The following is a 25,828-nucleotide window of genomic DNA, read 5'->3' on the forward strand; positions in this document are numbered from 1 at the left end:
AGCTACTCTTTAAATTTTGAAATTTCATCCGCGAGCTTATCTAGGCTCTCGTCGCTTACGTTGGTTAAAAGCCCGCTCATTAGGCTGTTTTTGATCTTGCCCGCCTTATAGTCTTTGAGACTTGCTAAAATTTGATCCTTGCTCTTGCCTCCGATCGGCGGAGCGATCTTGCCGCGTCCGTCATCGCCGTGGCAGGGCGCGCAGCTTACCAGATAGGAGCTGCTAACCTTGAAATCGCGCTCTTTGACGCTCTGCTGCAAAATTTTAATATTTTTTACGTCCTTATCGTCGATGAGATCGACGCTTTTGCTCTGCGGCGCAGGCTTTGCTTGCGTTTGCGGCTTGACTTCCTGCTGCGGCGCGCTAGAATCGTCCGAACTAGCCATAAAGATCATCAGCGCGATCAGTGCTACACCCAAAATCAAAGCTAAAATTTTGCCCGGTTTCATTTCTGCTCCTTAAATTGTTTGTTGAACTCATAAATTTCTTTCGCCATCGTCTCTATCTGCTGCTCGCTCATGCCGTTTACGAGCTGCACCATAAGTGGGTTGGGCTTTTCTTTAAATTTATACTTTTTAATCATATCCACGATCTGCGCGTCGGTTTTATCCAGAAGCGACGGACCGATGATGCCGTTGGCGTAGTCGTCGTGGCACGCTGAACAGCGCAGGATAAAATCATGCCCAAGGCGCTTTTTCATCAGGTCGAAATTTAGCTTTTCGTATTGGTTTTTGATGCTCGAATATGCCACGATGTTTTTGGTCGTTTCGTTTACATCGCCGTTTAGGTTAAAATTTACCTTTCGCTCGCCGTAAAAATCGTAGCTTACGAACTTATCGTCCTTCTTGGGCGCTTCGCCGCTTTTAACGCTGATGCGAGGCTTGGCAGTGGAATTTTGATCCGCTTTCTGCGATGCGGAATTTAAACTCGCGGAATTTTGTTCTGCGGAGCTTTGCGAAACAGAATTCTGCCCCGCGGAGCTTGCCGCGGCGGAGCTTGAATCGTCGTTATCTCCGCAGCCGCATAGCAAAAGCGCCGCAGCTAGTGAGCAGAGGTAGAATTTAATGGAGTTTTTCATTGTTTTCCTTCATAGATTGATTTGTAATCCGCCCGCGGGATTATCTCGATGATACGCGCCGGGCAGAGCTCTGCGCACGCCCCGCAACCGACGCAAGCGCTACGGATCTGCGGGGCGAAATGCGCGCCCGCTTCTATCATCGCGATGGCATCAAGTGGCTGCGGGTAAGGGCACAGCGACGCGCATAGATCACAGACCTTGCCCTCTTTCGCCGCCAGCGCGGAGTTTAACTCGCGCTCCTGCTCGGTCTTGGCGGGCTTTAGGCGCAGATCGTCTGGTTTTAAAACCTGCCCGCGATACGCCAAACAGGCGTCTAAATTTTCAATCACGGCGATACCCATCGCAACCTTTTTAGGCTCGTTAGTCTCGTGGCTGAGCGCGCCGCTTGGACAGGCGAGCACGCAAGGAAGCGCGCCGCAAAGATAGCAGCCCCGCTCTTTGGCATCGATGACCGGGGTACCGATGTCAAAAAGATGCGTAATATCGAGCAGATAGATGCTGTGATAGGGGCAGACCTGCACGCATTGGCCGCACTTGATACAGCTAGAGCGGAAGCCGCGCTCCGCTAGCGCTCCGGGCGGGCGTAGATACAAAGAGGCGGAATCCCCGCTAGAATTTTGTTTTATGGGATTCGGCGCAGAATTTTGTCCTGTGGAATTTACGGAATTTTGCTTGTTTAAATTTTGCGCTTCACTGCCTGCGGAATTGGTAGAATTTCCATCCGCAAACAAGCTCGCTGCCCCGAGTGTCCCGAGCGCTCCGCCAAGTAGTTTTATCGCTTCGCGTCTATTCTTTATCATTGCCTCATCCTAGGTTTTGGATCTTTTAGCAGTAGCTCAGGCTCTGAAAACGGAGCGAGCTTGGAGATGAAATTTAAAAGCGCGATCCCGCTGGAGCCGTAAAAAAACCGCACGCTTGGCTTATGCGCCCAAAGCCTATCCGCGTAGGCGTATGAGCTGTAGCTAACGTCGCCGTAGCCGTCACCATCGCGATCAAATCCGTCGTAATCGTCGAAGTAGTTGCCACTCCACTCGTTTTGCAAGAGCTTGGATTGGGGCGTATCGTTTAGCACGATCTCCATATTGCCTTTAAATTTATTGTTTTTAAATACACTTTTTAGCTGCGTGGCGTGGAATTGCACGCCGATGCTGTTGTATTCGATATCGTTGTTTTCAAAAACGTTAAGCGAGCCCGGCTGATAGGGGGATTGATCCAGATAAAATCCGCGGGCATTGTAAACGACTTTATTATCTGTAACCCTGAAATTTGAGCTATCCTTCATACCGATGCCTACGCCGTAGGCGCCGTCCGCGTTGCGCACGACATTGCGTCTGGCGATATTGTCGCTTGAAAACATAAAAAATAATCCCACGCTGTTGCCGTCGTAGTAGTTATCCTCCACGACGTTATGCCCGGAGTTCATAAAGTGCAGAGAATAGCGACAGCTATGGCCTTTATTGCCTGCGACGAGATTACCGTTTGAGAAGTAAAAAACGGTGTCGCGGACGTTGTGGACGTCGTTATTTAAAATTTTATTGGCATTGGAATACCAAAGCTTGATACCGTCGCCTTTAAAACTCGTGCGGTAGGCGTTACTTGAAATTTCGTTGCCCTCGATCGTTACGTCGTTTGCCTTGCTTAGCACGACGCCGTAGAGCACGTCTTTGATGAGATTATTTTTTATGATTACGCTGTTTACGTCGCTTACGTTGATCCCTGCATCCTCGCTAAGATGTTCGAAGCCTCCGTTTTGAATTGTTAAATTCTTGATTGTAACATGCGGAGAGCGGACGCGGATGACCGTTCCGTTGCGATCGCCTATGATCACGGCGGAGCGGTCTAGTCCGTCGATAATAAGGGGTTTATTGATTAAAATATTGCCGTGATACTCGCCCGCGGCTAGTTCTATAATATCGCCCGCTTTTGCGCTATCGATCGCGTCTTGAAGCTCGCCCGCGCCTAAGCTTAGCGCGAGCGAGAATGCTAGAAGCAAAAGCCTCATCTATGCTCTCGTAGAAATTTTTTCTTAGATAGCAGTGCTAACGCTGATAGTAGCGACAGGGCCAGCATTAGCCAAAAGCCAAGAGCCGGATATGAATGGGTAGTAAAATGCGCCACGCTGCCGTCGCCAAATGCTGTAGGCATAAAAGGCTTTATTTTAAACGCGCCCCAGTCTTGCAGGTTGTGCCCGAACCAATACAGCCAACCCACGTAGCAGCCTATGAAGATAAGCGGCGCGATGATCGGCAGGATCATAAGCAGAGTCTGCCCCTTGCCGTCGTAGTACAAAAACGCAAGCATACCGATCGTAGCGATTATGAGATAATACGGCGATAGCGAGTGCTCGAGCGTGCCGCCGCGCCAGACGGGATACATGCCGATGTAGTGATTTAGGGTATTCATCTCGCCGACATCGCCGCTAAAGCCGTCAACGTGGACGTAAAGTGGAATTCCATCGGGGAAAGCCTCTTTTGGATAGTTTGGCGCTTCAAGTGAAATTTTCCACACCGGTATGCTAGGTACGCCCACTTCAAATTTATGCTCCAGCATCGCGCCTAGATCATTTTTAACATCACTAGGAATTAGGTGATTTTTATACGATGCTTTTGTATAAAAATTCCATATCGGTGCGGAGTATGCGGGCAGCTGCGAGACGCTGCTAACCTGCCCCGATACGATTTTGCCTTGGACTTTGAAAAATCCGAGCGTAGGGATGGTAAAAGCGACCGTCATAATAAGCAGCGCTAAAATCGCGTAAATTTTATATTTTGGCATTTCATCTCCTTTAAATTCTCCCCCTTGCGGGGGAGAGTGGGGCTAGTTAAGACCCGCATTCTCATCGACCCATTTTAGGTATTCGATGATATCTTTGATCTCTTCGTCTTTCATATGCTGATTTGGCATGCGAAGGTTGAAGTAATTTATCATTGCCTTAACGTAGTCGTCTTCGTAGAATTTAGCAGGGTCTTTGATGAAATCGGCTACCCATTTTTCGCCGTTTTCATGGCGGAGTAGGACGCCCGTTAGATCAGGACCCGAGCTTACTTGACCGATGACGTGGCAGCCGTTGCAGCCTCCGCGTAGGTAGGCCTTCTCGCCGTTAGATGCAGCCTCGCTCATAGGAGTGGAGAGCTCGCGGATTAGGTTGTTTTTAGCGCGAAGTCCGACATCCGCGGTTTTTACTAAATACTGCCAAACTTGACCTTCCCAAAGTATCGCGCCGTTCATATCGCCTGCTTTTACCGCGGCGTCTGCCTTGGCTTTGGTTTCAGGAATTTTGCCGTATTGATCTAGCGCATCATCGACTAAAGCCTTGACCTTAGGATATTTCTCGTAGTTTTTCTCTTTTAAGAATTTAACGACTGATTGAATAACATCATCGGTGGCTTTATTCGTAGCTACTACCTTGTCGTATTCAGCTTTTAGAGCCTCTGGGCTAAGAGCTTTTAGCATAGAAGCTTTAGCTGAAGTGTATTTTTTATTCGGATCTTTTACGTATAGATATCCAAACATCTCAAGGTGCAACGCAGAGCAGAATTCCGTGCAGTAGAAAGGAAATACGCCTTCTTTATCTGCGATGAAATTTACGCTCGCAGTCTTACCCGGCTCAAGCGACATATGCAGATCATAATCATCAACCGTAAAGCCGTGAGTTTCGTCCTCGGCACGCTCTAAATTTGTCATATAGATCGTTACGTTATCGTCCTTATTAACCTCGATGTGCTCAGGATTAATATGGCTGCGGATCGCTGTAGCATAGACTTTTACGTTTTTGCCGTCGCGCTCGATGCGCTCCTGACCTGCTAGCGTCATAGCAGGGTGTTGCTTGCCGGTACGAGAGTTCGTTCCCATAGTATAGGTAGGTTTCGTATGAAGCTTACTAGCTGCGATAGAAACTACGTCGTGCGGCTCGCCTAGACCGATAGGAAGATCGTAAAGCATCTCCATTTTAGGTCCTGTAATATCGATGAGCTGGTGATTTTGCGGATGAAGCGGTCCGATAGGATTAAATCTATCGATCGAAAGCTTATCTAGCGCGATTACGTATTTGCCGACAGGCTTTGAGGATTTGCCCTCCATAGAATCAAGGTGTCCGATATTGTAGTGAACATTGATCCTATCTAAAACCTTTAGCGTTTTGTAGTTCCATTTTACGATCTGGCTATCAACGTAAAGCGATGTATAGATTACGCCATCTTGCGAATCGAAGGTGTTATGCAAAGGTCCAAGACCAAGCTCTGCTTGTCCGTGAAGCGTCTTTTGCATATCTAGGATCGGAATTCCGTATGGATCCTTGCCTGCATATTCTTTTTTATCAATTAGCTCTTTGATCTTTTTAAAATCATAAACGCTAGCGTGAGTATCTAGTTTACCGCCGATAATGATATAGCGACCATCAGGGCTAACATCGACGCCGTGAGGGGATTTAGCCTCAGGGATCAAAAATAGCGCTCCCGCTTTTACGGCGGCATCTATCGTAACGATTCTGTGTCCGTTTACGACCTTGTAGTTTTTGCTATCTTGAGCAAGTTTTTCTAGAATTTGCCAGTTGTAAACGTGCAAGTAGTCGGTATCGTTGCGGCTCATACCGGCTTCCATCGGAGGCAGACCCTTTTCGATGCCGCCTGTGTACATTTCGGAGTTGAAGCTGTTGGTAAACGCCCAGCCGAAGCTCTCGCCCTTACCTGCGTCACTTAGATCTTGCATATATGGAGGAAGCTCTAGAGAAAAGGATTTATTTACGTCGATTTTGCCTTTATCGTAGTCAAATTTCCATAGCGTTACCGCACCGCGATAGACTGCTTGATACTCCTCGATTGGGTGCCAGTCGTTATCAAAAGGGGCTGCGTATTGGCTGGTTTCGATGACGTATTCGGTATTAGGCGTTACGAAAGAGCCGCCGTGATCGCTTTTGATTACGGGATTTACGACTATTTGAGTAGTTTCGAAATCGGATAAATTTATAACCGCGATTCTTGGGTTTGCCTTATCGTTGATAAAGAGATAATCGCCCACATACTCGCCATTTTTCTCGCTGAAATTTGGATGGTGAGTATCACCCCAGTTGATCTCTTTGCCGTTAATAGAGCCCGATCTTAAGACCGCCTTACTCTCCTCATCAAAGCCGTATCCCTGCCAAGGCTCCGGGGTAAATACGCCGATATATTTGTAGATCCTCATCGACGGCACGCCGTAAACGATCACCTGTCCGCTTTGACCGCCGGAAGAGAAGACCATATAATCGTCCTTCCTACCGGTCGGCTGATAGGTCTTAGCCGCCGCTAAAACGTCTTTTTCGCTTAAATTTCGTTCTTTCATCACGCGCTCTAGGTCGCTATCTGCGGCACACAGGGCGCTTGCGGCGAACAAAACCGAGCCCAAAAGCACGGGTTTGAAACTTTTTAACATACTAATCCTTTCTTAGAATTTTAAAATTTTACCTGATTTGCTGACTACGAGGATCGCTTCCCCGTCTGCGTACATCGCTAAAAATTCGCTTTTTAAATCCACAACCTCCTTTAATCCTACTTTTTGATTTTCGTAAATTTTATCTTTAGTAGCGATAAACTGCGTGCCGTGGGCGCACACGATGGATTTGATCCAAGAGCCCACGCTTTTGCGCTCGCTACTTTTTAAATTTATAAAATTCCCCTCTATATCGCCTGCAAATAGCGTCCCGTCGCAGTCTGCAAGCGCAGTGGCGATAGAGCCGCTTAAATTTTTATCGCCAGCTTCGGCTGAAATTTCGCTTCGAGTTTTAAGCCCCTCGTCTTGAAATTTTGCGCCTTTGAATTCCGAGCCTTTAAATTCCGCGCTCTTTGCGCCGCCAGCTTTCGTTTCGTTTGGCTCGGAGGCTTGCACGATTCTCGTGCTATTAAATTCCGCATCTTTAAATTTCACGCCACTAAGCTCTCCCTGCGCGGCGCGATTAGGCGCTGTATCGCTGCCGCTAAATTTAGTCGCAAAAAGATCTGCGCTAAAACAGGCTACGCCGTTCCAGTTTGCGACGCAAAGTCCGTTAGCGCCTAGGCTAACGGCATTGATCCTGCCGTAATGAAACGAAATTCCGCGCAGCCCATCTGGGGCGGAATTTTTATTTAAAGATTGCCCGTTCGCGGTGGAATTTTCTCTTGGGGCGTAGCCGCCATCCGCGCTGTTATCAAGGTCCTCGTCTAATCTTATTAGTTGATTCTTATCCACTACCGCGTAAATCGCGTCTTTTGCGGCATAGATCGCATCTATTTGGGCTGTGCCGCTACGCCCCGTCTTAAGCGTGCGTAAAAACTTTAATCTATCGTTTAGCACCGCGATTTCGGCTCCGCCCCAAGCTAGATAAATTTTGCCGTTTTTAAAATTTAGAGCCGTGATTTCGTTATCGCTGTATTTTTGCGCGAACTCCACATCCCATTTAGCAGTATCAAACATCCTAAGCTCGCCGCCACTGCCGCATAAAAGCAGTCGGTGCGAGCTTGCGTCGAATGCGCCCAAACGCAGCGTGGCATTTAGATCAAAGCTACCAGCTATTGCCATCTGTGATAAACAAATCAAAAAGGCAATACAAAATTTTATAAAATTCATCTTAATCCGCTCTTTGTGAAATGATACTACTCCAAGGCTTAAAAATCGGTTTAAAGCTTGAGCTATAATGGAATTCTAAGTTTTCTTAAAAGTTGCGAAATTTTATGATGTAAAAACAGTTCTAAGTGAAATTTTATTTTTCACATTTCGCTATAAATTCTGCTTTAAAATTATAATTTCAGTAAATTTTTATTTTGATAGATTTTTACAATTCGTAACGCTCCTTTAATTTTGTTTAAATAAAAAGTTAGTATAATCGCCAAAGTTTGTTTTAAATTTTACTGAAGGAGAAACTATGGAGTTTCTGACAAGTTTGTCTGAAAGCACTCAATTCTTTTTGCAGCTCATTATAGTATTGGGCTGTTTGTTTTATGGTGCTAAAAAAGGCGGTATGGCGCTGGGAATTCTAGGCGGTATAGGCTTAGTGATCTTAGTGTTTGGATTTAGATTAGAGCCGGGTAAGCCGGCAGTGGACGTTATTTTAACTATCCTCGCAGTTGTCGTAGCAAGTGCAACGCTACAGGCTACGGGAGGCCTTGATGTAATGCTTCAAATAGCGGAGAAATTGCTTCGTAAGCATCCGAAGATGGTTTGCATCATCGCTCCAACTGTTGCGTGGACGCTTACAATCTTATGTGGAACCGGACACACCGTCTATACGCTGCTTCCGATCATCTATGACGTAGCTATTAAAAATGGAATTCGCCCTGAGCGCCCGATGGCTGCTTCTACAATCTCCTCGCAGCTTGCTATCATCGCTAGCCCCGTTTCGGTTGCCGGCGTTTCGATGGTCGCGATCTTGCTAGGTCAAGGCGTGCATATCGAGGGCTTTAGTACGTATTTGGATCTACTTAAATTAACAATCCCTTCTACTTTCATCGGTATGCTTGCGATCGGAACGTGGTCGATTTTTAGAGGTAAAGATCTAGATAAAGATCCGGAATTTCAAGAAAAGATCAAAGATCCAGAGCAGAAAAAATATATCTACGGCGAAAGCACGACATTGTTAGGTCAAAAGCTTCCTAGGATTAAGTGGGTTTGCATGTGGATATTCTTAGCCACTATTGCGCTAGTTGCGGTTTTAGGTTACGAAAAAAGCTTGCGTCCTGCGTGGACTAAAAATGTCCCGGGCAAATCCGTAGAGATCATCGTCGATAAAAAGACGGTCAAAAATATCACGATCAAAGATGGTCAGGTCATTTCTATGGTGGACGGCGGTAAGGTCGTCTCAAACGTCAAAGAGTCTAAAGCCAAAGATGCGACGAAATTTAATAGCGTCGAAATTTACGACAAAGATAAAAAGCTTACTCAAAGCATCGTCGCTCAGGACGGAAATGTAGTAATTACGACAGGTGATAAGAGCGAAAGTATCGCAAACGCAAGCATAGTCGTAAAAGATACTATGAAAAAGACCACAAATTTAAATATGGTCTTAACCATTCAAATTTTCATGCTTCTTGCAGCATCCATCATGATGATCGTTTCTGGCATAAAAGCGGGCAATATCGCTAAAAACGAAATTTTTCATAGCGGTATGATCGCGCTCGTAGCCATTTATGGAATTTCATGGATGGCGGAGACTATGTTTACTGCTCATATCGAAATGCTTAAGGCATCCCTTGGTGAGGTCGTTAAGGCCTACCCGTGGACGTATGTCATCGTTTCGCTTTTGATTAGTAAATTCCTTAACTCTCAAGCAGCAGCGGTTGCTACTTTCGTACCGCTAGCGGTTAGCATCGGTATTGATCCGGGCCTTATTATTGCGTTTGCACCGGCTTGCTACGGATACTATATCCTACCTACCTATCCGAGCGATCTTGCGGCGATCCAGTTCGACCGCTCCGGCACTACGCACATCGGCAGATTCGTCATCAACCACAGCTTCATTTTCCCTGGGCTAATAGGCGTTCTTACTTCATGCGCGATGGGCTTTATCTTCGCTCATATTTACGGCTATTTATAATAGCTATATGCTCGCGGGCAGACGGCTCGCGAGCTTTAAATTTCAAACTCCAGCGGCTTTATAAAATTTGATAAAATTTTGAAATTTTAAATGCTCTAAATTTTTAAATTCTAAAGCTTTCTAAATTCCGTTCATAACCCGCTCTAGGCTAATTCGTTTTAAATAAAATTTACGTTATAATCCCGCCAAATTCCACATAGGAGGCAGATATGCAAATCCCTATCGCATACGGCAAAGATGATCATCTAAGCTTAGAGATAAACGAGAAAAATTTGCTCGGCGTTTTCGATCCAAACCCCGTGGCTAAATTTGACGAAACGGCGCTCATCGCAAAGGCTCTGGCAAATCCGATAAATCAAAAAAGCTTTGACGAGTTTATAGCAGGCGAGCAAAAGATCGTCGTCATCGTAAACGACGGCACGCGCCCGACGCCGACGGCAAAAATTTTAAAGCAAATTTACCCGAAAATCCGCGATAAAAATAAAATTTTCATCATCGCCACGGGCTGCCACAGAGAGGGCACGCAGGAAGAATACGAGATGATCTTCGGCAAAGAAATTTACGCGGAGATCAGAGCCAAAAACGAAGTTCATGATCACGACTCCAAGCACGACGAGATGGTCTTTTTAGGCGAGAGCAAAAACGGCACGCAGATGTATCTAAACAAAATCGTAGCCGAAGCGAAAAAAGTGATCGTTATAGGCTCGGTCGAGCCGCACTATTTCGCGGGCTACACGGGCGGCAGAAAGGCCTTTTTGCCGGGCACCGCGTCGTACGAGAGCATCACGCAAAACCACAAACTCGCTCTTAGTGCCGACGCGCAAGCTCTGCGACTAGAGGGCAACCCCGTGCACGAAGATATGATCGACGCGATGAAAGTTCTCGCGCACATCGACGTTTTTTCGATCCAGACGGTGCTTGACAGCGAGCACGGCGTGTATTACGCAAGCGCGGGACACCTAAACGACAGCTTTTACGACTGCGTGAAAAAGGCCGACGAGGTTTTTTGCGTAAATATCCCGCGCAAGGCAGATATCGTGATCTCGGTCGCGCCCTATCCGATGGACGTCGATCTCTATCAGGCGCAAAAAGCCCTAGACAACGGCAAACTAGCGCTTGCACAGGACGGAATTTTAATCATGGTCGCAAAGTGCCGCACGGGCATCGGACCAAAGCCGTTTTTTGATCTGATGGCCTCCGCCGACACGCCCAAAAAGGTGCTCGAAAAGATCAGCGCTGGCTTTAAGCTAGGCTATCACAAGGCCGCTAAGATGGCCGAAATCTCGCTCTGGGCGCAGACCTGGGCGGTGAGTGATCTAAGCGACGATGAGATGCGAGCCGTACATCTAAAACCATACCACGACATCCAAAAGGCCGTGGACGACGCGCTCGCGCAAAAGGGCGCGGACGCAAAAATCATCATCCTGCCGTTTGGCTCGATGACGGTGCCTAAGGCCTAGGCTTGGCTAAAATTTTATATTACGACGCTAGCGCGGGTATCAGCGGTGATATGAATTTAGGCGCGCTGGTGGAGCTCGGCGTGGATTTTGGCTATCTTTGCGCCGAGCTAGAGAAATTAAATTTGGCCGGCGAATTTAAGCTGGAGCGCAAAAACGTGCTAAAAAACGGCATCGCCGCGACCAAAATCGACGTCGTGCCGCTAAAATCGCAGCCTCACGCCAGAAGCTACGCGGACATCAGGCAAATTTTAGAGAGTTCAAATTTAAGCCAGAGCTGCAAGCAAAGAGCGGGCGCGATATTTCACACGATTGCGCAGGCCGAGGCCAAAGTTCATGGCACGGACATAGAGCGGGTGCATTTTCACGAGGTCGGCGCGATCGATAGCATCGCGGACGTCGCAGGCGCGGCGATCTGCCTCGAGTATCTTTTTGAAAATTTAGGCGTCTCGCGCGTCGTAAGCTCCAAAATCGAGCTTGGCGGCGGCGTAGCGGTTTGCGATCACGGTGCGCTTAGCGTGCCAGCACCCGCCGTTTGCGAAATTTTAAAAGGCGTGCCCGTAAGCCTCGGACGCGCAAATTTCGAGATGACTACGCCAACGGGTGCGGCGATTTTAAAGGCCTGCGCGGACGAATTTACGGACAATGCGAGCTTTAGGATAGAAAAGATCGGCTACGGCGCGGGCAGCAAGGACGCAGCGGGCTTTGCAAACGTGCTTCGCGCGATGATCTGCGAGGTTGACGAGGATTTAGACGAGCGAAATTTAGACGCGCGCTCGGGCTACGGCGAGCTTTGCAAGCAAATTTTAATCTCCACGAACATCGACGATATGGACGCCGAGAGCTTTGCCTTTGCGTGCGAAATTCTGCGCGAAAACGGCGCGCTAGACGTGTTTAGCCGCTCTATTTTTATGAAAAAGGGGCGCATGGGCTTTGAGCTAAACGCGCTGTGCCGCAAGCAGGACGCGCAAATTTTAAAGGATCTGATATTTACCTACACCACCGCGATCGGCGTTCGCGAGGTAGAGGTAGCTAAAACCGAACTAAAGCGCGAGTTTGCGCGGGTGCAGACGAAATTCGGCGAGACAGGGCTTAAAATTTCTGGCAGCGGCCAAACGCAAAAGGCAAAGCCCGAATTTGACGACTGCAAGGCCGCGGCGCTCGCGCACGGCACGACGATCGAGCGGGTGCGAAAAGAGGCGCTGAAAATCTATGACGAAACTAGAAAAACTAAAGGCTGATCTGCGCGGGCTGGGCGAGCTGGCGGTTGCATTTAGCGGCGGCACGGACAGTTCGCTACTGCTACGCGCGGCGCACGACGCGCTGGGTGCGCGAGTGATCGGCATAACGATAAGATCGCCCTACATGTCCTCGCGCGAGATCGCCGAAGCCGTGGAATTTGCTAGATTTTACGGCATCCGCCACGAAATTTTAGAGCTAGGCATCGCGGAGGGGACCAAAGATAATCCAGAAAACCGCTGCTATCTGTGCAAAAAGGCGGTATTTTCGCGTCTAATCGAGCGCGCCCGCGAGCTTGGATTTAGCCGTGTCGCAGACGGCACAAACCGAGACGATCTGGGCGAATACCGCCCCGGGCTCAAAGCAAAAGAGGAGCTAGGCGTGCTCTCGCCGCTGATAAATTTAACTAAATCAGAAATCCGCGAGCTATCGCGCGAGCTGGGCTTACCCACCGCCGAAAAGCCCGGCTACGCGTGCTTGCTAACGCGCCTGCCGCACGGGCGCGAGATCGATGAGAGCGAGCTAAATTTGATCGAAGCTGCGGAAAATCTACTCATCGCAAGCGGCTACGCAAACGTCCGCGCGCGGTGCGACCGCAAAAATATAAAGCTGCAAATGCCCTTTTCTAGCATGCGAGACTTCCTAAACGACGCTAAATTTAAAAGCGTCATTAGACAGCTCGTGACGCTTGGCGCAGCGGATGTGACGCTCGATCTAAAGGGGCTTAGAGAGGATGTTTTGCATGAGAGAGGATGAAATTTTAGAGCTTTTCGCGGGGATAAAAAGCGGCCGCGTTAGCGAGCAAGAGGCGCTAAAATACCTAAAAAACTACCCCTACGAGGACGTGGGCTGCGCCAAGATCGACACTCAGCGCGCACTGCGAAACGGTGCGGGCGAGGTGATCTACGGCGAGGGTAAAACGGATGATGAAATTTTACGTATCGCTGGTGCGATCGGCGCGAGAGGGCAAAATATCCTAATCACGCGCACCAACGAGCGGGTTTTTAAGCGTGTGCATGAAATCTTGCCGCAGGTGGAGTTTAACGCTCGCGGTCGCGTCATCAGCGTCAAATTTAAAGAACCCGCACTCACGCAAAGCTACATCGCGATAGTCTCCGCAGGCACCGCCGACGGCGCGGTCGTGGAGGAGGCGTACGAAACGGCGAGATTTCTAGGTAACGACGCGCGTAAATTTAGCGACGCGGGCGTGGCTGGGCTGCACAGGCTAATCGCAAATTTAGACGAGATACGCGGCGCAAAGATCGTCATCGCGGTAGCGGGCATGGAGGGCGCGCTAGCTAGCGTGCTAGCAGGGCTTGTTAGCGTGCCGGTGATCGCGGTGCCCACCAGTGTAGGGTACGGAGCGAGCTTCGGCGGGCTGGCGGCGCTGCTAGCGATGCTAAACAGCTGCGCAAACGGCGTGAGCGTCGTAAATATCGACAACGGCTTTGGCGCCGCGTATAACGCGAGCCTGGTAAATCATCTCTAAATTTACGCCGCCGCGCGGGTCAAATTTAACGGCTAAATTTAAAAGGAAAGCGTTGCGAGAGGAAAATTTAAACGAGCAAAATGCTGGGCCGAAGGGCGCAAAAAAGCTCGCGCAAAAGGCGCAAACAAAGCAAAGCGCGCGGATGAGGCTAGCGTTTTTAGCCGCGGCAGTTCTGATTTTAGCGGCTGAAATTTACATCGCGATCTGCGTAAAGGGCGGCTTCGTGCGCCACTACGCGGGCGACGTTTTGGCCGTTATCTTGCTTTACGCGCTCGCTAGGGCTATATTTAGCATGCCGCCTTTAAATTTGCCGCTTAAAATTTTCGCGTTTGCGGCAGCTTTGGAGCTCGCGCAGTATTTTGGCGCAGTGCAAATTTTAGGCATAGAAAGTAAAATTTTAAAAATAATGATCGGCGGGACGTTTGATTTCGCCGACCTGCTCTGCTACGCCGCAGGCTGCGTCCTGGCGGGCGCCGCCGAAAAATTTGAAAGTAAAAACCAGCAAAGGAGAAGCGATGGATAAAGAAAAAGCTGTGCAAAAGATGACCGAGGTCATGGCGAAATTCGTCGGCTACACGGGCAAGGTGCTGCCTGACGACGTGATGACGAAGCTACATGAACTTAGCGAATGCGAGACGCAGCCGCTGGCAAAGGAGATCTACAAAACGATGTTTGAAAACCAGCGCCTAGCCAAGGAGCTAGACCGCCCGTCCTGTCAGGATACGGGTGTGATCCAGTTTTTCGTGCGCTGCGGAGCGAACTTCCCGCTCATCGGCGAGCTTGAGGAGCTGCTGCGCGAGGCCGTACTGCGAGCGACGCGCGAGGCTCCGCTACGCCACAACAGCGTCGAGACGTTTGACGAGTACAACACCGGCAAAAACGTCGGCAAGGGCACGCCGAGCGTATTTTGGGAGATCGTGCCGGGTAGTGGCGAGTGCGAGATACACACCTATATGGCGGGCGGCGGCTGTAGCCTGCCCGGCAAAGCGACCGTGCTGATGCCCGGTATGGGCTACGAGGGGGTCGTAAAATTCGTCATGGACATAATGACGAGCTACGGCATAAACGCCTGTCCGCCGCTGCTAGTGGGCGTAGGCGTGGGCACCTCGATCGACGTAGCGTCCTTGCTATCCAAAAAAGCGCTGATAAGGCCGCTAGGCTCGCGTAATCCAAACGACCGCGTCGCGCTAACCGAAAAGCTACTCGAAGATGGCATCAATAAAATCGGCCTGGGCCCGCAGGGCATGAGCGGCGCAAGCTCGGTCATGGGCGTGCATATCGAAAACTGCGCCCGCCACCCAAGCGTCATCGCCGTCGCCGTAAACGTAGGCTGCTGGTCGCACCGCAAAGGCCACATCGTCTGGGACGAGCAGCTAAGCTTTGCCGTAAAATCGCACAAGGAGTTCGCGCTATGAGTAAGAAAATTTTAACCACGCCGATCAATGCCGAGGATCTGGCGGATATCAAGATCGGCGACGTGATCTACCTCAGCGGACACATCGTCACCTGCCGCGACGTGCCGCACAGACGCGTCGTGCAGGAGTGCCGCAAGCTGCCGCTAGATATCAGGGGCGGCGCGATCCTGCACGCTGGACCGATCATCAGAAAAACGGGCGAAAAAAGCTTTGAGATGGTCTCTGTGGGGCCGACTACTAGCATGCGGATGGAGAAATTCGAGCGCGAGTTTATCGCCAAAACGGGCGTGCGCCTGATCGTGGGCAAAGGCGGCATGGGCGAGGGCACGATGAGCGGCTGCAAGGAGTTTGGCGCGATACACTGCGTATTTCCCGCGGGCTGCGCGGTGGTGGCTGCGACGCAGGTCGAGGAGATAGAGAGCGCGGACTGGACGGAGCTTGGGATGCCCGAGACGCTGTGGAAGTGCCGCGTGAAGGAGTTTGGTCCGCTCATCGTCTCGATAGACGCGCACGGAAATAACCTTTTTGAGCAGAACAAGGTCAAATTTAACGAGAAAAAAGACGCGGCGCTAGCTGAAATTTTACCGCAGGTCGGGTTTATAAAGTAGTTAAATTTGGGTGGCTTGCGCTTTAAATTCTGCGACTTAAATTTTTGCACCCTGTCGATAAATTTTAAAATTTATCGCTCTAGCGATGGTTAAAATTTAAGAGCCTTGCGTGGATATACACGGGCGTAGGCGGTCAAGAAAACAGGCGGAAAAACGGAGCGCGAGATTAAATTTTATCTGCAAATTTAGTTAATCGCGAGGGATAAATTTTAAAAATTTAGACCCATAGAACTGCCGTTTTCTAAAATGCAAGCTTTAAAAACGGCGCTTCTAGCCCGCGGAAGCTTTTTCGTAAAATTTAGCGCTATTTTTTCTCCGCAAATTTCACGCTTGCATAGAGGTAGCTTGCAAGCCCCAGTGCGCCCAGTATCGCGCCCGCCTCGCCTATGTGTTCAAGCCCGAATCTCGTTGCGACCTGATGCCCCAAAAGCGCTCCGCCGCCGATACCTACGTTATAGATCGCCGAGTAGATCGATATCGCGACATCGGTAGCGTCGGGAGCTAGCGCCAAAACCCTAATCTGCAAACAAAGCCCGAAGCCGAAAATCCCCACTCCCCAGACGAAAGCTGCAAGCAGCAGCGCCGCGTCATTTGCGACAAAAGCTTTTAACGTCAGCACAGAGGCTAGGATAAAAAGGATCGAGCAGATCAAAAAGGCGTTCGCAAATGAGCGGTAAAGCTTTGAAAAAAGCACGCTTGCGGCGATTCCCGAAGCACCGAATGCAAGCAGGACGTAGGTTACGAAGTGATCGCCTGCGGGGTTAAATTTCGCTACGAAGGGCTCGACGTAGCTGTAGGTCGTAAAATGCGCGCCTACGATCAAAAACGTCAGCAGATACAAAGCAAGCAGCATCTGGCGCTTTGCAAGCATTGGCAAGCTCACAAGAGAGCCCGCGCGACGGCTTGGCAAAAACGGTAAAATTTTCCAAAGAAGCAGCGCTTCCACCGCCGCAAGTGCGCCGATTGCGAAAAACGTGATGCGCCAGCCGAAAAGCTCGCCGACCACGCGTCCCAAAGGAAGCCCCAAAACCATCGCAAGCGAGGTGCCCAAAGCCAGCATGCCGATAGCCTGAGAGCCTTTATTTATCGGCGCTAGTCGCACGACGAGCGATGAGGTGATCGACCAAAAGATCGCGTGCGAAATCGCGATGCCAAGGCGCGCGATTACCAAAACGGCAAAATTCCATGCAATGGCGGCCAGGACATGGCTTAGCGTAAATAGCACGAAAAGTCGCAAAAGCAGCCTCTTGCGCTCGAGCTTTGAGGTTAGCAGCATCAGCGGCAGCGAGAGGATGCTCACCGCCCACGCGTAGATTGTGATGATTATCCCCGTGCTCGTAACGTCCATGCTAAAATCCGCCGCGATGTCGCTTAGCAGCGCCACGGGGATAAATTCAGTCGTGTTAAAAATAAAGGCGGCAAATGCTAACGCGATAACTCTAGCGTAAGCTATTTTATGGACGTTCATCGGTTTTCTCTTTTCAGCTTTTAAATTCAGACTTTAAATTTAGCGCATTTAGCGGTTTTTAGCTTTTCGAGTTTTGCTCGGAATTTTAAAATTTTAAAATTCCGCGCCATATATACATGCCGCGTTTCGTGCTAAATCTAAGCGAAGGATTATAGCTAAATTTATCCTCCGCGCAGCTTGCGGAAATAGAATTTACGCTCAAAACGCAAAGTCGCATAGAGTAAAATTCACGTAGCGATCGATCGATGAAATTTTAAAATGAAATTTGCACCGCGCTCGGCAGGTGGCAATAAAATTTCTTGTGTTTGGCAGAATGCGCCGAAATTTTATATACCGCGATGTCGCAAGCCATAAACAAAATTTCGCTACGTCGAGCTTGGATGCGTATAGCGGTTGAGGCTTTGTAGTGGCTAAATTTTATCACCCCGGTCTTGTTAACGATATGAGACTTGCCCCATTTTGTGGTAGGTGCATTTTTAAATTTCTTAATTTTCGCGTATTCCCGTCATTTGATATTTGGGTTAGAATTTCAAGCCAGACGGCTAAATTTGCATTAATCTCTACCCACTGCTCGCGATCTGCGCTTAAAGTACGCAAAAATTTATTTTCAAAGCGGTGAAAGAACCCGTTTCAAATCGCCCACAATGCTCGTCTAAAACTGCCAGCAGATCGCGCTTGTAGCCCGCCTGCTGTGATAAAGCTTTAGAATTTTATTCGGTTTGCGAAGCATTTAAATTTTTAAGCAATAAATATGTAAAATTAGTGAAATTTGATAATTCCAAAGGAACGAAAAATGGCAAAAGTTATGAAAACGATGGACGGAAACGAGGCGGCGGCTTACGTCTCATACGCCTTTACCGAGGTCGCGGGCATCTATCCGATCACGCCTAGCTCGCCTATGGCGGATTACACCGATATTTGGGCGTCGCAGGGCAAAAAAAACCTCTTCGGCATGCCCGTTAAAGTGGTCGAGATGCAAAGCGAGGGCGGCGCGGCGGGCACCGTGCACGGCTCACTCCAAGCGGGCGCGCTTACGACGACGTACACTGCATCGCAGGGGCTTTTGCTAAAAATTCCAAATATGTACAAGATTGCAGGTCAGATGCTTCCGGGCGTCATTCACGTCGCAGCGCGCGCGCTTGCGGCGCAGGCGCTCTCCATCTTCGGCGATCATCAAGACGTCTATGCCTGTCGCCAGAGCGGCTTTGCGATGCTTGCAAGCGACAGCGTGCAGGAGGTGATGGATCTGGGCGGTATCGCGCATCTTGCGGCGATTAAGGGGCGAGTGCCGTTTTTGCACTTTTTCGACGGATTTCGCACGAGCCATGAAATTCAAAAGATCGAGGTGATGGACTATGCCGAGTTTGATCGCTTGCTGGATCGCGAGGCCGTGCGTAAATTTAGAGCTGATGCGCTAAACTCTGAACATCCTAAAACTCGCGGCACGGCGCAAAACGACGATGTATATTTTCAGACGCGCGAGTTAGTCAATAAATTTTACGACGCGCTTCCGGACATCGTCGCGGAGTATATGAGCGAAATTTCAAAGATCACGGGGCGGTCGTATGCGCCTTTCGTCTATTACGGTGCAAGTGAGCCGCAGCGCGTGATCGTCGCGATGGGCTCGGTCAATCAAGCCCTTGAGGAGGTGGTCGATCATCTAAACGCGAAGGGCGAGAAAGTGGGCGTGCTAAAAGTGCATCTCTACAGGCCTTTCAGCCTCAAATATCTCTTCGCCGCGATGCCTAAAAGCGTGCGCAAAATCGCAGTGCTTGACCGCACGAAGGAACCGGGCAGCCTCGGCGAGCCGCTGTATCTGGACATAAAAGCCGCATTTTACGGGCGTGAGGACGCCCCGCTCATCGTGGGCGGCAGGTATGGGCTAAGCTCCAAGGACGTTGATCCAGCGCAGCTAATCGCCGTGTATGAAAATTTAAAGGCAGACGAGCCTAGAAACGGCTTTACGATCGGCATCGACGACGACGTGACGCATCTATCTCTACCCGTGGGAGATAAAATTTCGCTCGGCTACGAAGATGAGACCGAGTGCTTATTTTACGGTCTGGGCGCGGACGGCACCGTGGGCGCGAATAAAAATTCCGTCAAAATCATCGGCGATAAAACAGATCTTTATGCGCAGGCGTATTTCGCCTACGACAGCAAAAAATCCGGCGGCTACACGCGCTCGCACCTGCGCTTCGGCAAAAGGCCGATCCGCTCGACCTATCTCGTCTCAAATCCGCATTTCGTTGCTTGCTCGGTCGCTGCGTATCTGGACATCTACGACGTCATCGGGGGCATCCGCGAGGGAGGAACCTTTCTTTTAAATTCCATCTGGGATGCCGAGCAGACGGCGGCAAAGCTTCCGAATAAGGTCAAAAAAATTCTAGCTGCCAGACGGGTAAAATTTTACATTCTAAACGCCACCAAGCTGGCACGCGATATAGGGCTCGGAGGCCGCACAAATACGATCATGCAATCGGCGTTTTTCAAGCTTAGCGGCATCATTCCGTTCGAGCAGGCGCAGAGCTATATGAAGGAATATGCCAAGAAAACCTACGCTAAAAAGGGCGAGGCGGTCGTGGCGATGAACTGCGACGCGATCGATAGGGGCGCGGATGCTTTGGTGCAGGTAGCGATCGATCCTGCGTGGGTAAATTTAAAAGATGACGCGGCGGATATAAACGACAAATACAAAGGCGACGAATTTATAGAAAAGATCGTAAAACCGATGAACGCAGCGCGCGGCGATAGCTTGCCAGTGTCGGCGTTTTTAGGACACGAGGACGGCGGGTTTGATGCGGGCACGACGCGATTTGAAAAGCGCGGCGTGGGCGTCACGGTGCCTAAATGGATCGAGCAAAACTGCATCCAGTGCAACCAGTGCGCCTTCGTCTGCCCTCACGCCGTAATCAGAGCGTTTTTACTAGATGAAAAGGACGAGGACGCCGCGCCTTTAAATTTAAAAGAGCACCTGCTAGAAGCCAAGGGCAAGGAGCTAAAGGGGCTAAAATATAAGATCCAAGTAAGCCCGCTAGATTGTACGGGCTGTGCGCTTTGCGCCGAAAACTGCCCGAGCAAGGAAAAATCGCTCGTCATGGTGCCGCTTGAAGAAGAACTCGCAAAAGGCGAGCAAGAAAGCGCGGACTTTTTATTCGAGCACGTAAGATACAAAGATGATTTGATGGACAGATCAAGCGTCAAGGGCGTAGGCTTTGCCCGCCCGTATTTTGAATTTCACGGCGCATGTCCAGGATGCGGCGAGACGCCGTACATCACGCTGATCACGCGACTTTTCGGCGATCATATGATCGTAGCCAACGCCACGGGCTGTAGCTCGATCTACGGCGGATCGGCGCCTTCGATGCCGTACCGCAAGGATGAGAACGGTCGCGGCGTCGCGTGGGCGAACTCGCTTTTTGAGGACAACGCCGAGTTTGGGCTGGGAATGAAGATCGCAAGCGAGACGCTGCGCCATAAGATCGAAGATCTAATGCTAGGCTCGCTCTCAAGCGTGCCAAACGCGCTAAAGGCGCTTTATCACGACTGGATCGAAAACAGAAACGATACGCTAAAATCCGCTCAGATCAGAGATAGGCTGGTGCCGCTACTAGAACAAAATTTGGACGCGCCCGGGGTTCGTGAAATTTTAGAGCTAAAGCAGTATCTAAACAAAAAATCGCAGTGGATCATCGGCGGCGACGGCTGGGCTTACGATATCGGCTACGGCGGGCTCGATCACGTGCTAGCTACCGGCGAGGACGTAAACGTGCTGGTGCTGGATACGGAGGTTTACTCAAACACCGGCGGGCAGAGCTCCAAGGCTAGCCGCCGCGGCTCGATCGCGCAGTTTACTGCAGGCGGCAAGCGCGTTCAGAAAAAAGACCTCGGTCAGATCGCGATGACATACGGCAACATCTTCGTCGCACAGGTAAATTCCAACGCAAACCAAGCCGCGACGATAAAGGCGATCATGGCGGCGGAGGCTTACCCGGGACCTAGTCTCATCATCGCGTATTCGCCGTGTATCGCGCACGGCATCAAAGGCGGCATGGGCAGCTCCGGCGATCAAGCCGAGCTTGCGAGCAAATGCGGCTATTGGCCGACCTACACCTTCGATCCGCGGCTTGCGGCGGAGGGCAAAAATCCGCTTAAAATTTCATCCAAAGAACCGGACTGGAGCCTTTATGAGGAATTTTTGCTAAACGAAGTGCGCTACAACGCGCTTAAAAAGATCGATCCACAGCACGCGGGCAAGCTTTATGAAGCAAACAAAGCCGACGCGATGAGACGTTACCGCCAGCTCAAGCGGCTTGCGAATGCCGATTTCGGCGATGAGGTTGTCTCTGCGGGCGCCGCGAGCGAGAATGCTTAAGCTTTGCGGCTATTTGTTGAAATTCCGGCTCTGCGAATTTTGTAATCCGGAATTTTATTAAATTTCGCGGGACTGCATAAAATTCCGTATAAATTTTAAAAGGAAAATCCATGAAAAAAATCGGACTAATCGGCGGCATGAGCTACGAATCTACGATTACCTATTATGATGGGATCAATCGCAAAATTAACGAGCGTCTAGGCGGGCTAAGTAGCGGCGAAATTCTGCTAAGTAGTCTAAATTTTGACGAGATCGAGCGGTGCCAAAGAGATAATGAGTGGGGCAGGGCGGGCGAAATTTTAGCTCGTCACGCGCGGGTTTTGCAAAGTGGCGGCGCGGATTATATTTTTCTTTGCACTAATACGATGCATAAGTGCTACGAGGCGATAAAAGCCGCTATATCCGTGCCTTTCGTGCATATCGCGGACGCTACGTTAAGTGAGCTGCGAAAACGTGGCGTGCAAAAAGTAGGGCTGCTCGGCACGATCTACACGATGACGCAGGATTTTTACAAACAGCGCTTGATAGATGGCGGCGTAGAGGTGCTCGTGCCGAACGTGGACGAAATGGGAGCGGTAAACGAAGTAATTTTTGATGAACTTTGCTTTGGTAAAATTTTACCGCACTCCAAAGAGAAATTTTTACGGATTATTGAAGGACTTAGAGCTCGCGGCGCGCAGGGCGTGATACTGGGCTGCACGGAGATCGGGCTGCTCGTATCGCAAGCAGATACCGCCGCGTGGCTATTTGATACTACGCAGATCCACATCGATGCGGCAGTAAGTCTAGCTTTAAGCGAATAAATATCAAATATGAGCCGGTAAAATTCCGGCTTATAATTTCAAATTTTTATATATATTATCAGTTAAATTTAATCTTTCTCTGTTATAATAACAACTATCAATCATAAAAGGGGATGAAATGAATGTTTTAGTTATAGGAGCAGATGAGATTACGCCCATTAAGGCGGTTTTAAAAGACCTTGGCGCGAGCAATATCGAGCACTGGGATGCACGAAACGAAAATCGCGTAAATCGTAAGCCGATCCCGCAAGATACCGAGTGCGTCGTTATGCTTACGAGCTTTTTAAACCACAACACGATGAAAAAAATCAAAGGCGAAGTAAAAAAGCGCAAAATCCCGCTCGTATGCGCTAAAAGAAGCGTTAGCTGCGTATTTTGCGAATACTGTAAGGTTTTCAATTTAAATCAAGAATTCGGTTGCAAGCCTTGCGAAGATGATTAAAATTCCAAGGGATTTAAATAATGCCGGCAAGCCCAAGCAAGCGGTTAAAAAATCGCACACTGCGTCGCAATCAAATGCTTACAAAGATGAAGCTGGCGAGCTAAATTCCAAGGATTTTTTAAATTCTAGCAAATTTAACGCTACTTGCTTTGCGCACGCCGAAAGCAAGAAATTTAGCGGCAAATTTAAAAAGTTTTCAAGCGATAAATCGGACGCACTTAATCATAATGCCTCTAAGCCGTGCGTTGCAAAGAGTGCGCAAAAAGGTGGCGCGAATAGGAATTTGACAGCAAAGGCTTTTTACGACACTAGCTCCGCGCAAAAGAATTTTTTCTGCGCTAAGCGTTCGGACGAGAAATCAGCTTTATTACAAGATACTACCGCGTCAAAACGAGATATCGCGGCGCGCGAAAAACGCCAAAAAGCGGATCTGCGGCGCGATAATGAGCTTATTGATGATGAAATTTTAAATGCCGAAACTTTTAATAAAAAATTCTTTTGCGGCGAAATTTTTGGCTTTGATGCGAACGGGAGCGAGATTGCGCCAGAGGCGCTGCAGGATTATGATGCGGCTTCACGAGCTCGGGCGATGCTAGCTCTATATAATTTTAATGTTAATGCGAGCTATAGAATTTCGCCCAAGTATTTGCAGGGCGAGATACAATTTCGAGCGGCATTTTTAAATTTTATCGCTTCCGAGCTTGGGCGCGGTGCTCGTAAAATTTACCGCTTCAAACCCGCCGTGAAATTTTGCGCGGCGGATAACGCGATAATCTTTTCCTATCTGCGCGGCATGCCGCTGCCTGCGCTCGCTGCAAATCCCCGCTACAAGCTGGCTCGTGCGATAGTTAGTTTGCGCAGAGGCTTGTTGTTAAACGTAGACGATGCGTTTCGCAACTTCGTATTTTGCAAAATCGCGCTTCGCAATGCAGGCGCACAGCTGCAGCTTGTGGGCAAATCAGGCGAGCTCATCGTAGTTCGTAAGAGCGGTTTTAGCCTAGGCGTGGTTACGAGCTTTAAAAAAATTTTACCTCAAAATCCAGCCATTTATGATAATGATATAAAAAAAGCGCTAGAGCTTTGCTGCGGAGCAAACATCGACGCCGTGTATCTTGTATATCCAAAAAATGAAAATTTTAACCGCCACGTCGAGATAAAAAGCGAATGCTTTAAGGGAAATTTCATTATGAAATTAGTACCATACAAGCTTACCGACAAAATTTATTAAAAGGATACCAAATGGTTGGAATTATTTTTGGAAGCTCGATGGGCAATACTGAGGACGCCGCGAAGCTGATCTCCGAAAAGCTAGGCATAGAAAACGAGCTAAAAAACGTTGCGGACATCGCGCCTGCAGATCTAAATAAATACACTGCGCTCATCATCGGCAGCTCCACATGGAACGACGGAGAGTTGCAGGACGACTGGGCGGGCTTTGACTTTTCAGCCCTTGATGTCGCGGGCAAGACCGTCGCGATTTTTGGTATGGGCGATAGCTCAAGCTACAGCGACGCCTACTGCAACGCAATGCGCGAGCTATACGACAACTTCAAAAAAGCGGGTGCAAATATCGTAGGCGCAGTGCCTACCGACGGATATGAATTTGACGAGAGCAAGGCCGTAGTGGACGGCAAATTCGTAGGTCTCGCGCTAGACAATGACAATCAAAGCGACCTCACCGAGAGCCGCATCGAAGCGTGGGTAGCGCAGATCGCTCCATCTTTTAAATAGTCCTCCTTTAAATTTGCCGCGGAGCGTGCGCTTCGCGGCAAATTAGAATTATCATTAAAGCTCTAGCTAAATTACAAAGCTATAAAATTTTAAAATTTCTTTCTGCTTGTAATTTTTTGTATCATACTGGCAAATAAAATTTAGCCTATTTTTATCACATAAAATTTTGTTGCCGATAAATTTAGTGAGATTTTAAAATATTCCGCTAATGCTTAACAATTAATCTCAAAATTTACCTCAAATTTAATCAAATTTTAAGCGGGGGGGGGGCTAGTATTCCTTACTTTAATCTTAAGGAGTAAGTATGAAGCTCAGATATATGATGGGTGCCGTAGCGGCGGCTTTGGTGTTAGCAGGATGCGGTGAGGACGAGATAGAACTCGTCAAAAACTATACTTTGCCCGATTTTAAATCTATGAGTATAGGCACGGCGATCGAGGGGTCGAAAAGATGTAAAAATATCACGTGGTCGAAGGCTGATCGCGGTGGGCTAAAATCCGTCACGATGGTGTGCGACATAGATATGGAAGCATTGAATGCCGCAAAAGAGAAAGCGACCAAAGAACGTCGCGAGAAATATAATAAAGATGCTTTAAGTGGTAACATGGATAGTACTATGAAGTTCTACGGGGGTAAAGCTTATGATAGGAATAGCTTGCTTCAGCTAGCTAACAAACTTTGTAAACTAAACGACGCGAAATTCCAAGAGACTATAAAAGCAAAAGGTGAGATAGAATACGAAGATCAGAGGGGATTGATCGATTGCGATAAGTCGCTAGAGGATGAAATTCTAAAAGACCAAGACCCTAAAAAAGATAAGACATATCTACCGGGCGTTTTAGATTTCTTGAAAAATGCGGTGTATCATTCGCAATTGACGCCAGAGCAATTAAAAGCTAGTTATATGGTGCATATAATAAAAAAGCGCCGTCTAGTGCAACTATAGAGCTTAATTTCGTCGTCAATAACGATAAAAGCGTAGATTTGGCGCCGGGATTTAAGATAATGTCCGATGGCGAAGAGGAGCCTGCCGGCAAAAATGATACATCTAAAGACGCACTAGCAGTATTTTATGCAAGATAATATGCTGCGGAATTCTTGAGTAGCGGAGCAGAATTTTAAAATTCGCTCCGCTACGAAATTAAAGAATTTCATTCTCGGTAAAATTTCATAGAATTTCG

At 48.9% G+C, this 25,828-nt stretch carries 23 protein-coding genes; 14 read left to right on the forward strand and 9 right to left on the reverse strand.

Going from position 1 to position 25,828, the window contains the following annotated elements; all coding sequences use genetic code 11:
* Positions 1-2 precede the first annotated feature (2 nt).
* The 7 genes from Q0413_RS00380 to Q0413_RS00410 are packed head-to-tail and all read right to left on the reverse strand — an operon-like array spanning position 3 to position 7,657.
* Positions 3-449 (reverse strand): cytochrome C, encoded by a 447-nt coding sequence (locus Q0413_RS00380; RefSeq protein WP_297960423.1) that lies wholly within the window; start codon positions 447-449, stop codon positions 3-5.
* Positions 446-1,078 (reverse strand): hypothetical protein, encoded by a 633-nt coding sequence (locus tag Q0413_RS00385; RefSeq protein ID WP_298986148.1) that lies wholly within the window; start codon positions 1,076-1,078, stop codon positions 446-448. Before Q0413_RS00385 ends, Q0413_RS00380 begins: the two co-directional genes overlap by 4 nt.
* The gene (locus Q0413_RS00390; protein WP_298986151.1) at positions 1,075-1,878 is read right to left on the reverse strand and encodes a 4Fe-4S dicluster domain-containing protein; all 804 of its coding nucleotides are present in this window, start codon (positions 1,876-1,878) and stop codon (positions 1,075-1,077) included. Before Q0413_RS00390 ends, Q0413_RS00385 begins: the two co-directional genes overlap by 4 nt.
* The gene (locus Q0413_RS00395) at positions 1,875-3,080 is read right to left on the reverse strand and encodes a nitrous oxide reductase family maturation protein NosD (protein ID WP_298986154.1); all 1,206 of its coding nucleotides are present in this window, start codon (positions 3,078-3,080) and stop codon (positions 1,875-1,877) included. Before Q0413_RS00395 ends, Q0413_RS00390 begins: the two co-directional genes overlap by 4 nt.
* Positions 3,077-3,853 carry a hypothetical protein gene (locus Q0413_RS00400; protein WP_005870834.1) on the reverse strand — a complete coding sequence of 259 codons (777 nt, stop codon included), beginning with the start codon at positions 3,851-3,853 and terminating at the stop codon, positions 3,077-3,079. The genes Q0413_RS00395 and Q0413_RS00400 overlap by 4 nt, the downstream gene beginning before the upstream one ends.
* Before the next feature lie 42 nt (positions 3,854-3,895).
* Positions 3,896-6,487 (reverse strand): Sec-dependent nitrous-oxide reductase, encoded by a 2,592-nt coding sequence (gene nosZ, locus Q0413_RS00405; RefSeq protein WP_005870833.1) that lies wholly within the window; start codon positions 6,485-6,487, stop codon positions 3,896-3,898.
* A gap of 12 nt (positions 6,488-6,499) precedes the next feature.
* Complete coding sequence (locus Q0413_RS00410) at positions 6,500-7,657, reverse strand: hypothetical protein (protein WP_298986156.1); 1,158 nt, start codon at positions 7,655-7,657, stop codon at positions 6,500-6,502.
* 295 nt (positions 7,658-7,952) lie between these two features.
* On the opposite strand from Q0413_RS00410, the gene Q0413_RS00415 reads away from it, so the two are divergent.
* The 8 genes from Q0413_RS00415 (at position 7,953) to ttdB (ending at position 15,828) form a co-directional block, all read left to right on the forward strand.
* Positions 7,953-9,620 (forward strand): anaerobic C4-dicarboxylate transporter, encoded by a 1,668-nt coding sequence (locus tag Q0413_RS00415; protein ID WP_297989672.1) that lies wholly within the window; start codon positions 7,953-7,955, stop codon positions 9,618-9,620.
* A 209-nt stretch (positions 9,621-9,829) separates the two neighbouring features.
* On the forward strand, positions 9,830-11,080 hold the full coding sequence (gene larA, locus Q0413_RS00420) for a nickel-dependent lactate racemase (protein WP_298986159.1): 1,251 nt from the start codon (positions 9,830-9,832) through the stop codon (positions 11,078-11,080).
* A 2-nt stretch (positions 11,081-11,082) separates the two neighbouring features.
* Positions 11,083-12,318 carry a nickel pincer cofactor biosynthesis protein LarC gene (gene larC, locus Q0413_RS00425; RefSeq protein WP_298986161.1) on the forward strand — a complete coding sequence of 412 codons (1,236 nt, stop codon included), beginning with the start codon at positions 11,083-11,085 and terminating at the stop codon, positions 12,316-12,318.
* Entirely contained in the window at positions 12,290-13,072 is a 783-nt protein-coding gene (gene larE / locus Q0413_RS00430) for an ATP-dependent sacrificial sulfur transferase LarE (protein WP_298986162.1), read from the forward strand. The genes larC and larE overlap by 29 nt, the downstream gene beginning before the upstream one ends.
* Entirely contained in the window at positions 13,059-13,805 is a 747-nt protein-coding gene (larB, locus tag Q0413_RS00435) for a nickel pincer cofactor biosynthesis protein LarB (protein WP_298986185.1), read from the forward strand. Before larE ends, larB begins: the two co-directional genes overlap by 14 nt.
* Positions 13,806-13,857: 52 nt before the next feature.
* Positions 13,858-14,328, forward strand: coding sequence for a DUF2809 domain-containing protein (locus tag Q0413_RS00440; RefSeq protein ID WP_298986164.1), 471 nt, complete (start codon positions 13,858-13,860; stop codon positions 14,326-14,328).
* The gene (gene ttdA, locus Q0413_RS00445) at positions 14,321-15,220 is read left to right on the forward strand and encodes a L(+)-tartrate dehydratase subunit alpha (protein ID WP_298986168.1); all 900 of its coding nucleotides are present in this window, start codon (positions 14,321-14,323) and stop codon (positions 15,218-15,220) included. The genes Q0413_RS00440 and ttdA overlap by 8 nt, the downstream gene beginning before the upstream one ends.
* Entirely contained in the window at positions 15,217-15,828 is a 612-nt protein-coding gene (ttdB, locus tag Q0413_RS00450; RefSeq protein WP_298986171.1) for a L(+)-tartrate dehydratase subunit beta, read from the forward strand. Before ttdA ends, ttdB begins: the two co-directional genes overlap by 4 nt.
* 304 nt (positions 15,829-16,132) lie before the next feature.
* Here the strand turns inward: ttdB and Q0413_RS00455 are convergent, their stop codons facing one another.
* Both Q0413_RS00455 and Q0413_RS00460 read right to left on the reverse strand, forming a co-directional pair.
* Positions 16,133-17,296, reverse strand: coding sequence for a sugar transporter (locus Q0413_RS00455; protein ID WP_298986173.1), 1,164 nt, complete (start codon positions 17,294-17,296; stop codon positions 16,133-16,135).
* Positions 17,297-17,549: 253 nt separating this feature from the next.
* Complete coding sequence (locus Q0413_RS00460; protein WP_298986175.1) at positions 17,550-17,720, reverse strand: hypothetical protein; 171 nt, start codon at positions 17,718-17,720, stop codon at positions 17,550-17,552.
* 369 nt (positions 17,721-18,089) lie between these two features.
* Here Q0413_RS00460 and nifJ point away from each other — a divergent pair, with 369 nt between their 5' ends.
* The 6 genes from nifJ to Q0413_RS00490 all read left to right on the forward strand — a co-directional run bounded on the left by nifJ (position 18,090) and on the right by Q0413_RS00490 (position 25,593).
* Positions 18,090-21,671, forward strand: coding sequence for a pyruvate:ferredoxin (flavodoxin) oxidoreductase (gene nifJ, locus Q0413_RS00465; protein WP_298986177.1), 3,582 nt, complete (start codon positions 18,090-18,092; stop codon positions 21,669-21,671).
* A gap of 110 nt (positions 21,672-21,781) precedes the next feature.
* Positions 21,782-22,474 (forward strand): aspartate/glutamate racemase family protein, encoded by a 693-nt coding sequence (locus tag Q0413_RS00470; RefSeq protein WP_298986179.1) that lies wholly within the window; start codon positions 21,782-21,784, stop codon positions 22,472-22,474.
* A gap of 118 nt (positions 22,475-22,592) precedes the next feature.
* Positions 22,593-22,916, forward strand: coding sequence for a DUF2325 domain-containing protein (locus Q0413_RS00475; protein WP_297945424.1), 324 nt, complete (start codon positions 22,593-22,595; stop codon positions 22,914-22,916).
* On the forward strand, positions 22,909-24,144 hold the full coding sequence (locus Q0413_RS00480) for a hypothetical protein (RefSeq protein WP_298986181.1): 1,236 nt from the start codon (positions 22,909-22,911) through the stop codon (positions 24,142-24,144). Before Q0413_RS00475 ends, Q0413_RS00480 begins: the two co-directional genes overlap by 8 nt.
* An 11-nt stretch (positions 24,145-24,155) precedes the next feature.
* On the forward strand, positions 24,156-24,647 hold the full coding sequence (fldA, locus tag Q0413_RS00485) for a flavodoxin FldA (protein WP_177389208.1): 492 nt from the start codon (positions 24,156-24,158) through the stop codon (positions 24,645-24,647).
* A 304-nt stretch (positions 24,648-24,951) separates the two neighbouring features.
* Positions 24,952-25,593: a hypothetical protein gene (locus Q0413_RS00490; protein WP_298986183.1), complete on the forward strand. Its 642-nt coding sequence runs from the start codon at positions 24,952-24,954 to the stop codon at positions 25,591-25,593.
* Positions 25,594-25,828: the final 235 nt, after the last annotated feature.

The sequence above is a fragment of the uncultured Campylobacter sp. genome, assembly GCF_938045465.1.
GTDB lineage: Bacteria > Campylobacterota > Campylobacteria > Campylobacterales > Campylobacteraceae > Campylobacter_B.

Bases quoted from the DNA above. Each gene is read 5' to 3' on its own strand.
- ttdA (WP_298986168.1), top strand. From the start codon at position 14,321: ATGGATAAAGAAAAAGCTGTGCAAAAGATGACCGAGGTCATGGCGAAA.
- nifJ (WP_298986177.1), top strand. From the start codon at position 18,090: ATGGCAAAAGTTATGAAAACGATGGACGGAAACGAGGCGGCGGCTTAC.
- Q0413_RS00475 (WP_297945424.1), top strand. From the start codon at position 22,593: ATGAATGTTTTAGTTATAGGAGCAGATGAGATTACGCCCATTAAGGCG.
- Q0413_RS00490 (WP_298986183.1), top strand. From the start codon at position 24,952: ATGAAGCTCAGATATATGATGGGTGCCGTAGCGGCGGCTTTGGTGTTA.
- nosZ (WP_005870833.1), bottom strand. From the start codon at position 6,487: ATGTTAAAAAGTTTCAAACCCGTGCTTTTGGGCTCGGTTTTGTTCGCC.
- Q0413_RS00385 (WP_298986148.1), bottom strand. From the start codon at position 1,078: ATGAAAAACTCCATTAAATTCTACCTCTGCTCACTAGCTGCGGCGCTT.
- larA (WP_298986159.1), top strand. From the start codon at position 9,830: ATGCAAATCCCTATCGCATACGGCAAAGATGATCATCTAAGCTTAGAG.
- Q0413_RS00415 (WP_297989672.1), top strand. From the start codon at position 7,953: ATGGAGTTTCTGACAAGTTTGTCTGAAAGCACTCAATTCTTTTTGCAG.
- larE (WP_298986162.1), top strand. From the start codon at position 12,290: ATGACGAAACTAGAAAAACTAAAGGCTGATCTGCGCGGGCTGGGCGAG.
- Q0413_RS00380 (WP_297960423.1), bottom strand. From the start codon at position 449: ATGAAACCGGGCAAAATTTTAGCTTTGATTTTGGGTGTAGCACTGATC.
- Q0413_RS00395 (WP_298986154.1), bottom strand. From the start codon at position 3,080: ATGAGGCTTTTGCTTCTAGCATTCTCGCTCGCGCTAAGCTTAGGCGCG.
- Q0413_RS00470 (WP_298986179.1), top strand. From the start codon at position 21,782: ATGAAAAAAATCGGACTAATCGGCGGCATGAGCTACGAATCTACGATT.
- Q0413_RS00410 (WP_298986156.1), bottom strand. From the start codon at position 7,657: ATGAATTTTATAAAATTTTGTATTGCCTTTTTGATTTGTTTATCACAG.
- larB (WP_298986185.1), top strand. From the start codon at position 13,059: ATGAGAGAGGATGAAATTTTAGAGCTTTTCGCGGGGATAAAAAGCGGC.
- Q0413_RS00390 (WP_298986151.1), bottom strand. From the start codon at position 1,878: ATGATAAAGAATAGACGCGAAGCGATAAAACTACTTGGCGGAGCGCTC.
- Q0413_RS00480 (WP_298986181.1), top strand. From the start codon at position 22,909: ATGATTAAAATTCCAAGGGATTTAAATAATGCCGGCAAGCCCAAGCAA.
- fldA (WP_177389208.1), top strand. From the start codon at position 24,156: ATGGTTGGAATTATTTTTGGAAGCTCGATGGGCAATACTGAGGACGCC.
- Q0413_RS00455 (WP_298986173.1), bottom strand. From the start codon at position 17,296: ATGAACGTCCATAAAATAGCTTACGCTAGAGTTATCGCGTTAGCATTT.
- Q0413_RS00400 (WP_005870834.1), bottom strand. From the start codon at position 3,853: ATGCCAAAATATAAAATTTACGCGATTTTAGCGCTGCTTATTATGACG.
- ttdB (WP_298986171.1), top strand. From the start codon at position 15,217: ATGAGTAAGAAAATTTTAACCACGCCGATCAATGCCGAGGATCTGGCG.